Raw genomic sequence first — 12,602 nt, forward strand, 5'->3', positions numbered from 1 at the left:
AAAGCGTTATGTCACTGCATAGCACAGAAGAGATTATCGAAGATATTCGTCAGGGTAAAATGGTTATCCTTATGGATGACGAAGACCGCGAAAACGAAGGCGATATCATTATTGCAGCCGAGTGTGTGACGCCGGAAACCATCAACTTTATGGCGCGTTACGGTCGTGGACTAATTTGCTTAACGCTGACTGAAGAACGCTGCGAGCAACTGAACTTACCGTTAATGGTGGATAAGAACAACGCACCATACGCAACAAGTTTTACTGTTTCGATTGAGGCTGCTGAGGGTGTAACCACAGGTATTTCCGCGGCGGACAGAGCGAAAACCGTGCTGGATGCTGTGAAAAAAGACGCCAAGCCCGAAGATTTAGTCATGCCTGGACATATTTTCCCGTTAAAAGCGAAGTCGGGTGGGGTATTGAACCGTGCAGGCCATACTGAGGCGGGTTGTGATCTTGCGCGTTTAGCTGGTTTTGAACCAGCCTCCGTTATAGTGGAAGTACTGAACGAAGATGGCACCATGGCGCGCCGCGCTGATCTTGAAGCTTTTTCTGAAGAGCATGGTATAAAAGTCGGCACCATTGCCGATTTAATCGAATATCGCTCGATACAGGAAAAAACCATAGAACGGGTAGCTGAATGTAATTTGCCTACGGCATTTGGCAAATTCCGGTTAATCACTTATCAGGACACTATTGATGAACAGGTACATTATGCTCTTGTTCATGGTGACCTCTCGCAAGATAAAGTGACTAACGTACGAGTTCATTTGCAGGACACCTTCCACGATACCTTTTTAACCGAGCGTGCAGCAAAACGCAGTTGGCCAATTCAGAAAGCTATGTCCTATATTGCTGAACACGATGGTGTGCTGGTTATTATTGGTCGTCAGCAGACGCCGGAAAGCATCATCGCTCAGGTATGTGAGTTTGAAGCTCAGGACAAAGGTGAACACAAGCCAACAACGTCGGCGTCAAATGCGTCCCGGAATGTCGGTTTAGGCTCACAGATCCTGGCAGACCTGAACATTCATAAAATGCACTTAATGAGCTCGCCAAAACGTTACTCTGCACTGTCGGGCTTTGGCCTGGAAGTGGTCGACTTTATTGAAGATAAAGACTAACCGCCGTAACTTCGTTGGAATTCATCAAGTAGTTGCTGGTGAGTCGGTGTGGCAAAACCCGCCGTCTTACCAGCGTTAATTAAATAACCGGTTAACTGCTGTATCTCGGTACGCCGTTGTTGTTGAATATCCTGCAGCATTGAAGAGTGGTTTAAGGCTGTTTCCTTTGCTACAAAAAGTACCTCCTTATAGCATTCCTCAGTTGTCAGCGACACGTTTTGACTTTTGGCTACAGCAACGGCTTCTGCCACAAGGCTGTATACTTGTGTCTGCCAGTTTTCTTTCAGTAATTCGCCATTTGCGCACTGATGAACTGCGGTCAGCGGATTAATAACGCAATTAATAATGAATTTTAACCAGCGCCTCTGACTGAGACCTTGTTCCAGAGTAAGCGGAGGAAAAGCCTGTTGCAGCACCAAGCCTGGGTCAAAGTCCGTCGGCTGATTCCGGACTGCAGGGCCAACTTCCAGCCAGCTTCGGCCTGCCCCGCGATGTTCTATACAAAGCTTGCCATTCTCATTTCGGCTTATCACTGCTCCATGAGTTGTCACCAATGGGTGTAAATTAAGTTCTTTTACCGGCTCCGGAAGTTTCACCATACCGTTGTGGCTTATTATTATGGGCATGGTTTTATTAAAGCCATGCAATGTTGTTATGCGGCGCAAGGCCTGAACCACATCAAAGGCCTTAACCGCAACAACGAACACTGCATTCACGGGAAGAGGTTGTGCAATAACCGGAGCACTGCAGTCAGCCTTAAATTGCTTGTGTGTGACTTGCCAGTTTATTTCTCTCGGCCCGCTCTTTCGCGGTAGTACCGACACAGACTGGCCGTGTTCCAGCAGAGCGCCGCCAATAAGCCCTCCGATGGCTCCGGGGCCAAGAATTACCCAGTTCAGGTTAGCCTTCGTCACGTTTTCGCTCCAGCTCGGCTATGGGTTTACGAATTACCCAGAGGAAGATAAGACTGGGAATGACCATTAAAGCGGTTACCACAAAGAACAGTGCCCAGTTACCATCCATATAATCGACAATTTTTCCGCTGGAGGACGACAATACGGTTTTTCCTAAAGCCCCCAATGATGCCATTAACGCATACTGGGTCGCAGTAAAGGTTCGGTTACAAAGTAAACTGATAAATGCAACGAAGGCGACAGTTGACCAGGCACTGGTGAAGCCATCAATTAAAACCGCGCTTAGAAAGAGGTTCGTATCCGGGCCTACCAGAGCAATCCACGAGAACATCAGATTAGAGGAGGCCATGGCTACGCCGCCTATGAGCAGGCCTTTAATTATGCCCAACCGCAAGTTGACAGCACTGCCCAATAGCGCAAAAACAATCGTTACCCACCAGGTAACTAATTTTGAATAGGTGCCGATTTCGGCATTAGTAAAACCAACTTCTTTATAGAAAACAATCGACATTCGACCCAGAAAAGCTTCACCAATTTTAAACAAAAAGATAAAGGCCAGAATTGAAAACGCAAGCTTAACGCCGTTGCGGGAAAAAAATTCACCAATAGGCTGAATAACCACAAGATTGACTCTTTCTTTCATTGCCGGCCAAAAGTGGGTCAGCTTTGTCTTTATGGTTGGATCCTGATGATAAGTGGTACGGCGCACAAAAAGTACGACGGCGGCAAGGACTAACATGATGCAACCCAAACCGAAATAAGCGTGTTGCCATTGCCAGTTTACGCCATCGACAAAAAAGAACGGCAGGGCACCTAAGCCACTGTAACCTGTCCACCACCCTGCGGTTGTCATTGCTGCGCCGGCGCTTTGCAGGCGGCCTTCGGTTTCTGCAAAAGACTCGATTCGGTAGGCGTCAATGGCAATATCCTGAGTTGCAGAACTTATTGCAATGCCCAGCGCAATTATTCCGGCCAGATGCAGGTTGCTGGTGATATCGAGGCTGGCCAATGCGAAACAGCCTCCGGCAATGAGCATCTGGCAGAGAAAGATCCAGCTTCTTCGTTGACCCAGCCAGCGCGTGAGCAGCGGTAGCTTGAAGTTATCGATAAGAGGCGCCCATAAAAAATTTATGGAGTAGGCGCCAAAAACCGCGCCGAAGTACCCAATTACCGAGCGGGTAAGCCCGACCTCCTGCAACCAGGCGGACAGCGCTGAGCCAATCATCACCCACGGAAAACCGCTGGCAAGACCCAGAACAAAAATAACTAAAACACGGGGCTGTTTGTAGACTTTAAGGTCTTGCCAAAAAGTTGGTTTGGTTAAAGCCATTAGTTTTGAGGAACAACCTCTATGCGTTTTAAAATAGGTGGTTCGACAGGTACATCGGCCCAGCCAATTTCATCGCTGTAAGCCTGAGACTCTAGTTCCGCCATAGCTTCCAGTACATCTAAGCCATCCACAATGCGACCAAAAACAGTATATCCCCAGTCACCATCGTCGGGGTCTAAAGAGCTATTGTCATTTAAATTAAAGAAAAACTGGCGGGTAGCAGAATGAGGACCGCGCTCACGAGCCATGGCAACAGTGCCATATTCGTTCTTTAAACCGTTACCAGATTCATTTACAACTTTCTCGTAAGAAGGCTTGTCCTGAAAGTCTTCGTCGTAACCTCCGCCCTGAATGACAAAGTCCGGCACCAGACGATGAAATATGGTGCCGTTGTATTGTGCTTTTTTCACGTAGCGGAAAAAGTTTTTAACGGTTAACGGCGCGGCATCGCGGTTAAGTTCAACCGTAATGTCACCCATAGAGGTGACTAATTTAACCCGGGGGAATGGGTTGTCCGGCTGAATCTCAGCGTGCCCGACGCTGATAAAAAAGGCCGCGGTAATGCCAATAAAGTATTTAAGGAATGTCATGGCTAAAAATCCTCTTGTTCACGTATACGCAGCTTAGGGTCATTGGCAATTTCCGTGAGTACTGAGTTCAACAGTTGATTAAACTGACGTTCTATAGTTGCCTGAGCAGGCTTCAGACCACCGCTCGAATTATAGGTTCCCGAATAAAAGTTACTGTACCGACGGTTCCCTCTGGTTGCCTCTACGCGGATAGTCACACTGTGCTCCAGTTCGTATTTCACTGTATGAAGCGTTGCGTCAATCAGCGCCTTTTCAATGGTGACATGCCAGGTAAGCCCGTTGTTGTCTGAAGCTCCTGTAACAGGCTGTAAAGCCTCTTCGATAATGTCGGTTAAAGGCCTTTGAGCGGGCGCAAACTGGGCCTTATCTTCATCTTTTTTATGACGGTACAGATAAGAGTAGGAACGTCGGTCGTCGACTTTTAGCTGATTAACCTTAGCACTGAGTTTATCAGTAACAGTGTCAGAGCTGATAATTAATGGATCAGGCTGGCTCTGACAGGCGCTGAGAATAAGTAAAAAACCTGCTGCTAATATTGTTCGGAACATTGGAGTTATCCTTTTTTCTGGCGGTCATTCACCTGACGTCGATTCGTGCTATCATACGGTGAAACCGTATTGTCATAAAATACCTTACCATTATGACGATACTAGCCGACAGAAGTAAAAGGTTTTGCCGTGACTAAATTTGCTGAAATTACCGGTTGGGGAAAATGTCTGCCACCGGCTGTAATGACCAATGATGATCTTGCCACTTTCCTGGAAACTTCGGACGAGTGGATTGTTTCTCGAACGGGCATCTCCGAACGTCGAGTAAGCCATGTCGGCACATCCGAGTTGGCGACGGTTGCTGCACGCAATGCCCTGGCTGCTGCCGATTTAGACCCCAGCGAATTGGATCTCATCATTGTCGGTACTTGTACTGCAGATGAACTTATTCCTAACGTCGCTTCTAAAGTACAGCAAAATATTGGCTCAAAAAGTGCGGCAGCGTTTGACCTGAATGCAGCTTGCAGCAGCTTTTTATACGCTATGCATGTTGCAACTCAAGGCATAAAAACCGGCGCACATAAAAAAGTTTTGCTGATAGGTGCTGAGCGCTTAACCCGCGTTCTGGACTGGACCAAACGCGAAAGTGCGGTGTTATTCGGTGATGGTGCGGGTGCTATGGTACTTGAAGCCTCAGATGAAGAGGTTGGTTTGCTGGCCAGCCATATTAGTTGTGATGCCGATGCCCGCGACGTGTTGAGCCTGAATTTTGGCTCAAGCTTTGACCGCTTTAATTTTGACGGCATCATGCAATTTGATTTTGTTGGTCAGGAAATATTTAAACGGGCAGTGAAGGGCATGAGCTCTGCTGTTGAAAAAGTTTTTCAGGAAACCGGCATGACTACCGACGATATCGATGCTCTTATTCCGCATCAGGCGAATAAACGGTTAATCGATTTCTTAGGTAAAATGTGTAAAGTGCCGAGCGAGAAAACCGTTATTAATATTCAGAATTACGGGAATACGTCCTCAGCGACATTGCCTATTGCTTTTGCTGAAGCCGCTGACAACGGTATTATCAAACCAGGCGACAGCATTATGTCAGCCGTGTTTGGTGGTGGACTCACTTGCGGTGCCGGATTGATTAAATGGGGTCAGCGAGTCACGCCAAAACGTCCTAATCAAATGGAACTACCGGCCGGCGATAAGAGTGCGCTGGAACTGATTGTGCCAATGCACGAAGCGACTAAAAAGGCCTGGAAAAATCGCGGTCAGTAATAATTGATGGGAGACAGATTTTGAATACTGAAGAGCTCGTACAAGTTTCGCAGGATAACGGTATTGTTCGCATACGTCTGAACCGACCGGCAAAGAAGAATGCCTTCACTCAGGACATGTACACAACATGTAATGACGCGTTGAAAGCGGCAGACAACGATAGCTCGATTCATGCTGTGCTTTTTGAGTCCAGTGGCGACAGTTTTTCTGCCGGTAACGATTTAAATGACTTCTTATCAATTGAAAACTTAGACGAATCGGCACCCCCGTTTCAGTTTTTACATACGTTGGCGCGTGCTGAGGTGCCTATAGTTGCTGCGGTTAATGGATTAGCAATAGGCATAGGCACGACGCTCCTACTGCATTGCGATATTGTTTACAGTAGTGACGACGCGGTATTTGCATTGCCATTTGTTCAGCTTGGGTTGTTACCTGAAGCCGCTTCAAGTTTGTTGTTGCCGCAAATTTGTGGTTACCAAAAAGCGGCAGAGCTGTTATTGCTTGGCGAAAGTTTTGACGCTCAATCGGCTCAACAGGCCGGGTTTGTTAATCATGTGGTTTCGCTTGAGCGTTTGCCTGTTGTGGTTGACGAAACTCTGGATAAACTGCGTAAGCAATCCAGCAAGTCATTACGAATTTCCAAGCATTTGTTAAAGCAGCCGGCGGAATCAGTAGCGGATCGCATCAGTCGTGAAGCGACGTTTTTTGCAAAAGCGTTAAGCTCAGATGAAGCTCGTCAGGCAATTGCTGCAAAGCTGCAGAAAAAGTAAGCAAAAGATAAACTGTGGGTTGTTTCAGCTGGGTAACTGGTTCATAATGCAGCCCGCTTTGAGTAAAGCGTTTATGGTGACTCTGCGGGTCCCCTCGCAACGCTAACTGGTGAACCCGGTCAGGCCCGGAAGGGAGCAGCCGTAGTCAGGGATGTGTGTGCCGAGGTGTGGCTGGTAGAGTCGCCACCCAATCTTTATTAATCTCCGTCAGGACGTTTTCTTCCTTTTAAAAACTCCAGCGCTTCCGCTATTGCTTTGTGTACCTGCATTTCCATGTCCAGCCGCTTTGACGGTGGTAAAAAGAAAGCCATATCAACTTCGTGACGAATATACCGCGGCGGCAACTGATTAAGTACCAGGCAACTGAGATCAGCAAGAAACTCCTGGCTGTGTTGCTTTTCCAGTTCCAGTTCTTCTATCCGGTCTGCAACTAAGCGCTCATAATAATTGTGAATGTCATCGTCAAACTTCATACCTTTATCCTTCTGTTAGCTCATTCTCAGTATAGACATAATAACTGGCTCTTAGTAGTTGGGCATGGGCTCTGACCAAACGTGGTAAATTACGTTGATACCCGCCGCCGATGACAGCGGCTAGAGGAGTCTGATGTCGTTTAGCAAAGCGTAGTACAGTAAGGTCTCTTTGAAAAATACCCGCCAGGCTAATATTCAGATGACCTAACTCGTCCCGCTGATAAATGTCGACACCGGCATCGTAAAGAATAAGATCAGGTTTGATTTCTTGGTTGATGTGTTCGAGAGTATTTTCAAGAGCAGCTAAGTATTCTTTGTCAGAGGTATGTTTAGCTAAAGGAATGTCCAGATTAGAGCTCACTTTGGAAAATGGAAAGTTGCGCTCTCCGTGTATTGAGCAGGTAAAAACTCTCTCGTCATTTTCGAAGAGCGTGGCGGTTCCGTCGCCTTGATGAACGTCGGTATCCAGTACCACTATTTTTAGCTTTGGGTGGCAAACTAGTATTTCATTGCAGGCTATTGCTAAATCGTTGAGTAAGCAAAAGCCGCTGCCCCAGTCTTTGTGAGCATGATGGTAGCCGCCGGAAAAGTGTATGGCAATTCCCTTCGTTAGTGCCAGCTCTGTCGTCAACAGTGTGCCTCCAGCGGAGGTGCGGGTGCGGTACAATAGTTGTTCTGACCAGGGAAAGCCTATGCGTCGCCAGCTGCTTTTATCCATGCTGTTCTGCCGCAACTGAGACAAATAACCGGGACAGTGCGTTCGCGCTGCCTGTTCCCAGCTAAGCGGCTCAGGTTGATGCCATTGATTATTGGTTGCTCCGTGCTTAACCGCCCAGTTTTTTAGTAGGCGATACTTCTCTATTGGGTAACGGTGTCTGGGAGGTAAATCTAATTCACTGTATAAAGGTGAGTAGATAAAAGGAACGTCAACCTTCTTCATAACGGCTAATCTTTTTCTCCAGAGTATCAATGGCCATTTGGCAACGGTTAAGGCGTTGCTGCGCGCTTTGAATCACGGTTGGGTTATTACCCGCAGCAGCCGTATCCAGGTTTTCTGTCAGTCGCCTTTCGTAGTCACGATAAGTCACTAATTGTTGATGCATCTGCTGTAGTTGGTTTTGCGCAGTAATGCGATGATCTTGCTGCTGTTTAGGTGGTCTATTAGCTCGAAAAGCTGTGTTTAATGCTTCTAGCTGCAGGCTAAGTTTTTCCGCGAGGTAACGTTGAGCCTGTTGATTGTCGCTTTGCCGGAGTTGTCGGAAAAGGTTGCGAGTCTCCGCAACGTAATCGACAGCCAGATTAGAACTCTGACTGAACAAAGAGGAACTAAACCAATTTTCGCTAAGTTGGCGATGTTTCTTTCTGTTTTCCCCATCAATTTCCTCAGCTCGCTCTTGTAAAGTGTTGAGCAGCTGTTCAATATGTTGTATTGAGGTTACATTTAATATCTCTCTCATCCCTCTATACTAAAGGATTTTGAAACTTAGGTCACGAAATTGGGTCTACCATTGCGTATAGGCTGGTAAATTATTTGTTTAAAAAACGTTGAAATTGAAATGTCAGTGTTGTTCGTCGATCAAAAAGTGATACTATTCAGGTAGGAGTAATATCCAAAGTTAGGTATACAAGTGCTGATACTGAGGGTATGAAAAGAGTTGACGACAGGATGTTGTCCGAGAAAACATCTGGAAATTACGCGACTCCAGATCCGTGTTCTGCACTGGATATAACGCGGCAGCTATAGCGCGGTTGACTCAGTTTACTTGGTTGACAGCGTATAGTCATCGTGGGAGTATTCGTTGGTATTGCTGTATTTCTGGCAATAATAATAAAAAGTGTAGAACTAGATCTTTTCGTCATTCAAACAACTGGTGTTTCGCGCCTTAGGCGTTGAAGCGGAAGTTAAGTCAAATTGGTTGGGAACTATGACCAAAGTAATCAAAAGAACCAAACTCGCTGCAACCCTGATGGGTGTGATGGCGTTTGCTGGCACCGGCGTTGCCGCTGCACAGCAAGTAGATGTAGCTAAGCTACAAAACGAAGAGCAAAAGATTTTGAACGCTGACGAACAGTCGCAGAAGAAAGTCGACTCTTTGTTCGAGCAAAGCCAGGATCTTCTTATCGAATATCGTTCGGTCGTTTCTGAGTACGAGAACTTGAAGGTCTATAACGATCACGTTCAAGGCTTGGTTAATGACCAGAACGCTACGCTTGAGTCTCTTCAGAAGCAGATCGACGGAATCGAACGCACGAAACAAGGCGTTGTTCCTTTGATGTATGAAATGATTGACTCGCTTGAGCAATTTGTGAAATTGGACATTCCAATTCACCGTGAAAAGCGTATGGATCGTGTAGAGCGTCTGCGCGATATCATGGATAGCTCAAGTGTTTCTACATCAGAGCAATTTCGTCAAATCATCGAAGCTTATCAAACAGAAATGGACTACGGTTCAGGCTTGATTTCTTATCAGGGCAACCTGGAAATCGATGGTGAAAAAATTGCCGTTGATTATTTTCACATGGGTCGTGTTGCGTTTCTGGCTCAGTCTCTGGACTTGAAAAATGCCTGGATTTACAACAACGAAACCGATGAGTGGACTGCTTTGGAAGACGAGTTTATCCGTCCTCTAACCCAAGCGATTCGTATGTCACGTAAGCAGCTTGCTTACGATCTGGTGAAACTTCCAGTATTCGCAGCGGAGAGTGCAGAATGAATAAATTAGTTAAATCGTTAATGATTGCAGCAGCAGTCAGCCTTTCTGCAGGTACGACTCTCGCTGCGCAAGCTCAGGAGCAATCTGAAGCCAAAAGTTTAGACGAGCTATTACAGCTTGTTGAGAAAAACCGTGTATCTTCTCGTGAATTGAACGCCGAACGTGAGCGTGAATTCACAGCTGCTCGTGCGGATAAGCAAGCTTTGCTTAATCGTGCAGAGAAGCAGTTAGAAGAAGAAAAAGCTCGTGGTAAGCGTTTACAGGAAGAGTTTTCTGAGAACGAAGTTGACCTCGCCAACAAAGAGCAAGAGCTTGAGAATGCTAAAGGCACCTTAGGTGAAATGTTCGGTGTTGTTCGTGGTGCTGCGACAGAAACTATCGGTCGTATTGCGACTTCTATTATCAGTGCAGAATACCCGGGTCGTGAAGACGTTCTGGAAAGCCTGTCTGAAGCAAAAGAACTTCCTACTCTGGAAGAACTTGAAGAGCTTTGGAAAGCCCTGCTGACTGAAATGGTGGAATCGGGCAAAGTGGTTAAGTTCAATACTGATGTAACTTTGCTTGACGGCGGTAGTGAAACTCGTGAAGTGGTTCGTGTTGGTACCTTTAACTTAATTTCTGATAACGAGTACCTGGTATACAACGACACGACGGAACAAGTTCAGCCGTTAGGTCGTCAACCAGAAGGTAGTGCGACTTCGCAAGCTAAAGAGTTTACTAACACTGAAGAAGGTTATGAAGGTGTATTTCTTGATCCTTCAAAAGGTCAGATTCTTAGCTTGTTAACTGGTAAAGCGACTTTGGAAGAGCGTTATCATCAAGGTGGTACTGTTGGTTATGTAATTACTGCAGTATTAATTCTTGGCTTGTTAATCTCTGTATTCAAACTGGTTACTTTGACCGCTGCGGCAGGAAAAATCCGTTCTCAGTTGAAGAACCCAGAGCAACCTAAAGACAACAACGCATTAGGTCGTATTCTTAAGGTTTATCAAGAGAATAAGAATGCAGATGTTGAAAACTTAGAACTGAAACTGGACGAAGCAATTCTACGTGAAACACCTAGAGTCGAAAGTGGCATTAACGTCATCAAGATTCTTGCGGCTATCGCGCCATTGCTTGGTCTGTTGGGTACGGTTGTTGGTATGATTGGTACTTTCCAGTCTATTACACTGTTTGGTACCGGTGATCCGAAGATCATGGCAGGCGACATCTCTATGGCGTTGGTAACAACGGCTATGGGTCTGATTGCAGCTATACCATTGATTTTGGCTCACAGTATTGTGGCTTCTCGCGGCAAGTCTATTGTCCATATTCTGGATGAGCAAGCAGCGGGTATCGTAGCCTCGCATTCGGAGAAGGAGTAACCCATGCTTTACCTGATGGAACTTTGGGAATCTATCAGGGATTTTCTGGCTACCGGTGGCGATGTACTGTACATCGTCATGGGGGTGCTCTTTCTAATGTGGGTACTGATGATTGAGCGTTATTGGTACCTTACAGGTGCTTTCCCTAAACTTCGCAATGAAATTATAGCGAAATGGGATGCCCGTAAGGACACCACCTCATGGTACGCCCATAGAATCCGTGAAGCATGGATTTCCGAAGCGAACGATAAACTGAATGCACGTATTCTGTTGATAAAAACTTGTGTTGCCTTATGTCCGTTAGTCGGGCTGCTGGGTACCGTGACAGGTATGATTGCGGTGTTTGAAATCATGGCAGTACAAGGGACGGGTAACCCTCGTCTAATGGCGTCGGGTATTTCGATGGCTACCATCCCGACAATGGCGGGAATGGTTGCAGCGTTATCCGGTATGTTTTTCGCAACGCGTCTTGAAAGTAGAGTGCGCAGAGCGAAAGAACGCCTTGTTGACAGTTTGCCACATCACTAAGAGAGTAAAACTATGGCACGTAATCGTAATCGAGAAGAGGAAGATGCGTCGATCGACATGACGCCGATGCTCGACATCGTCTTCATTATGTTGATCTTCTTTATCGTAACGACCTCATTCGTCAAAGAAGCGGGTATTCAGGTGAATAAACCTGAAGCCAGTAACACGACCAAGGAACCTTCAGCTAACATCTTTATCGCAATTCGTGATACTGGTGAAGTCTGGATGGATAAACGTCAAGTTGATGTAGAACGCGTAGGCGCGAACATAGAGCGTCTGCTTGCTGAACAGCCAACTGACGTTGTTGTTATCCAGGCCGACAAGAAAGCTGAACATGGTGTCGTTGTAGAAGTCATGGATCAGGTTAAGGAAGCGGGTATCGATAAGATATCCATAGCTGCGGAGAATAACTAATATGGTGCGCTTTTTAGTATCTTTACTACTAGGTGCCGCCGTTACGTTTGCTCTGTTTGCTTTCATGGCTTACTTAATCGGCGGAGGAGCGCAGCGCAACGAAGCGCCGCCTCCAACGCCGGTCATTGACATCGTAACGTCGCCACCGGAGTCTGACGTTCAGGAGCGTCGGCGTACGCCGCCGCCGCCACCGCCGCCACCGGAGCAGCCACCAGAAACACCACAGTCTGAGCCTGATACATCAGACAGTGGTATGAACATGAACATGGGTTTTGATGTTGATGTTGGTGGAGCTGACACTGGACTTTCAGGTCCTGGTGGAGGTTTAAGTTCTGATGGTGACGCAACACCAATAGTTCGTATTGAACCGCGTTATCCGCCGTCAGCTGCGCGAAATGGCACTGAAGGTTGGGTACAACTGCGATTCACTATCGACCAGCAAGGTGGTGTAACTGACGTTGAAGTCATCGATTCTGAACCTCGTCGAGTGTTTGACCGTGAGGCACGACGCGCATTATTGCGTTGGAAGTATAAGCCCAAGGTCGTTGACGGTAAGCCAATTCGTCAAGAAGGTATGACCGTTCAGCTCGACTTCACAATGGATGGGAACTAAGA

General features: G+C 46.7%; 15 protein-coding genes and 1 other RNA gene. 9 read left to right on the top strand and 7 right to left on the bottom strand.

Annotated features, from left to right (window positions below; all coding sequences use genetic code 11):
• Positions 1 to 8 precede the first annotated feature (8 nt).
• Positions 9 to 1,124, top strand: a complete 1,116-nt coding sequence (ribBA, locus tag ACN0RF_RS00110; protein ID WP_417437615.1) for a bifunctional 3,4-dihydroxy-2-butanone-4-phosphate synthase/GTP cyclohydrolase II — start codon at positions 9 to 11, stop codon at positions 1,122 to 1,124.
• Here ribBA and ACN0RF_RS00115 read toward each other — a convergent pair.
• From ACN0RF_RS00115 to ACN0RF_RS00130, 4 genes are read right to left on the bottom strand one after another with little or no spacing between them, the layout of a single operon-like run.
• Positions 1,121 to 2,038 (bottom strand): ketopantoate reductase family protein, encoded by a 918-nt coding sequence (locus ACN0RF_RS00115; protein WP_417437616.1) that lies wholly within the window; start codon positions 2,036 to 2,038, stop codon positions 1,121 to 1,123. The genes ribBA and ACN0RF_RS00115 overlap by 4 nt on opposite strands.
• A complete protein-coding gene (locus ACN0RF_RS00120) occupies positions 2,025 to 3,368 on the bottom strand; it encodes an AmpG family muropeptide MFS transporter (RefSeq protein ID WP_417437617.1) in 1,344 nt (447 codons plus the stop codon). Before ACN0RF_RS00120 ends, ACN0RF_RS00115 begins: the two co-directional genes overlap by 14 nt.
• Complete coding sequence (locus ACN0RF_RS00125) at positions 3,368 to 3,958, bottom strand: peptidylprolyl isomerase (RefSeq protein WP_417437618.1); 591 nt, start codon at positions 3,956 to 3,958, stop codon at positions 3,368 to 3,370. Before ACN0RF_RS00125 ends, ACN0RF_RS00120 begins: the two co-directional genes overlap by 1 nt.
• Before the next feature lie 2 nt (positions 3,959 to 3,960).
• Positions 3,961 to 4,506, bottom strand: coding sequence for a YajG family lipoprotein (locus tag ACN0RF_RS00130; protein WP_417437619.1), 546 nt, complete (start codon positions 4,504 to 4,506; stop codon positions 3,961 to 3,963).
• A 129-nt stretch (positions 4,507 to 4,635) separates the two neighbouring features.
• Between ACN0RF_RS00130 and ACN0RF_RS00135 the strand changes: the two genes are divergently transcribed.
• From ACN0RF_RS00135 to ffs, 3 genes are all read left to right on the top strand, one after another.
• A complete protein-coding gene (locus ACN0RF_RS00135) occupies positions 4,636 to 5,724 on the top strand; it encodes a ketoacyl-ACP synthase III (RefSeq protein WP_417437620.1) in 1,089 nt (362 codons plus the stop codon).
• 20 nt (positions 5,725 to 5,744) lie between these two features.
• Entirely contained in the window at positions 5,745 to 6,494 is a 750-nt protein-coding gene (locus ACN0RF_RS00140; RefSeq protein ID WP_417437621.1) for an enoyl-CoA hydratase, read from the top strand.
• An 83-nt stretch (positions 6,495 to 6,577) separates the two neighbouring features.
• Positions 6,578 to 6,674, top strand: an RNA gene (gene ffs, locus ACN0RF_RS00145) — signal recognition particle sRNA small type.
• 17 nt (positions 6,675 to 6,691) lie between these two features.
• Here ffs and ACN0RF_RS00150 read toward each other — a convergent pair.
• The 3 genes from ACN0RF_RS00150 to priC are packed head-to-tail and all read right to left on the bottom strand — an operon-like array spanning position 6,692 to position 8,424.
• Positions 6,692 to 6,967: a late competence development ComFB family protein gene (locus ACN0RF_RS00150; protein ID WP_011235094.1), complete on the bottom strand. Its 276-nt coding sequence runs from the start codon at positions 6,965 to 6,967 to the stop codon at positions 6,692 to 6,694.
• Positions 6,968 to 6,971: 4 nt separating this feature from the next.
• On the bottom strand, positions 6,972 to 7,907 hold the full coding sequence (locus ACN0RF_RS00155) for a histone deacetylase (RefSeq protein WP_417437622.1): 936 nt from the start codon (positions 7,905 to 7,907) through the stop codon (positions 6,972 to 6,974).
• On the bottom strand, positions 7,894 to 8,424 hold the full coding sequence (gene priC, locus ACN0RF_RS00160; RefSeq protein WP_417437623.1) for a primosomal replication protein PriC: 531 nt from the start codon (positions 8,422 to 8,424) through the stop codon (positions 7,894 to 7,896). The genes ACN0RF_RS00155 and priC overlap by 14 nt, the downstream gene beginning before the upstream one ends.
• A gap of 468 nt (positions 8,425 to 8,892) precedes the next feature.
• Here priC and ACN0RF_RS00165 point away from each other — a divergent pair, with 468 nt between their 5' ends.
• From ACN0RF_RS00165 to ACN0RF_RS00185, 5 genes are read left to right on the top strand one after another with little or no spacing between them, the layout of a single operon-like run.
• Complete coding sequence (locus ACN0RF_RS00165) at positions 8,893 to 9,681, top strand: DUF3450 domain-containing protein (protein ID WP_034823071.1); 789 nt, start codon at positions 8,893 to 8,895, stop codon at positions 9,679 to 9,681.
• The gene (locus ACN0RF_RS00170) at positions 9,678 to 11,045 is read left to right on the top strand and encodes a MotA/TolQ/ExbB proton channel family protein (RefSeq protein ID WP_417437624.1); all 1,368 of its coding nucleotides are present in this window, start codon (positions 9,678 to 9,680) and stop codon (positions 11,043 to 11,045) included. The genes ACN0RF_RS00165 and ACN0RF_RS00170 overlap by 4 nt, the downstream gene beginning before the upstream one ends.
• Positions 11,046 to 11,048: 3 nt before the next feature.
• A complete protein-coding gene (locus tag ACN0RF_RS00175) occupies positions 11,049 to 11,573 on the top strand; it encodes a MotA/TolQ/ExbB proton channel family protein (protein WP_417437625.1) in 525 nt (174 codons plus the stop codon).
• Between the two features lie 12 nt (positions 11,574 to 11,585).
• Positions 11,586 to 11,987, top strand: a complete 402-nt coding sequence (locus ACN0RF_RS00180) for an ExbD/TolR family protein (protein WP_417437626.1) — start codon at positions 11,586 to 11,588, stop codon at positions 11,985 to 11,987.
• A gap of 1 nt (position 11,988) precedes the next feature.
• Positions 11,989 to 12,600 carry an energy transducer TonB gene (locus ACN0RF_RS00185; RefSeq protein ID WP_417437627.1) on the top strand — a complete coding sequence of 204 codons (612 nt, stop codon included), beginning with the start codon at positions 11,989 to 11,991 and terminating at the stop codon, positions 12,598 to 12,600.
• Positions 12,601 to 12,602 lie beyond the last annotated feature (2 nt).

This window comes from Idiomarina sp. (genome assembly GCF_048260185.1).
Classification (GTDB): domain Bacteria; phylum Pseudomonadota; class Gammaproteobacteria; order Enterobacterales; family Alteromonadaceae; genus Idiomarina.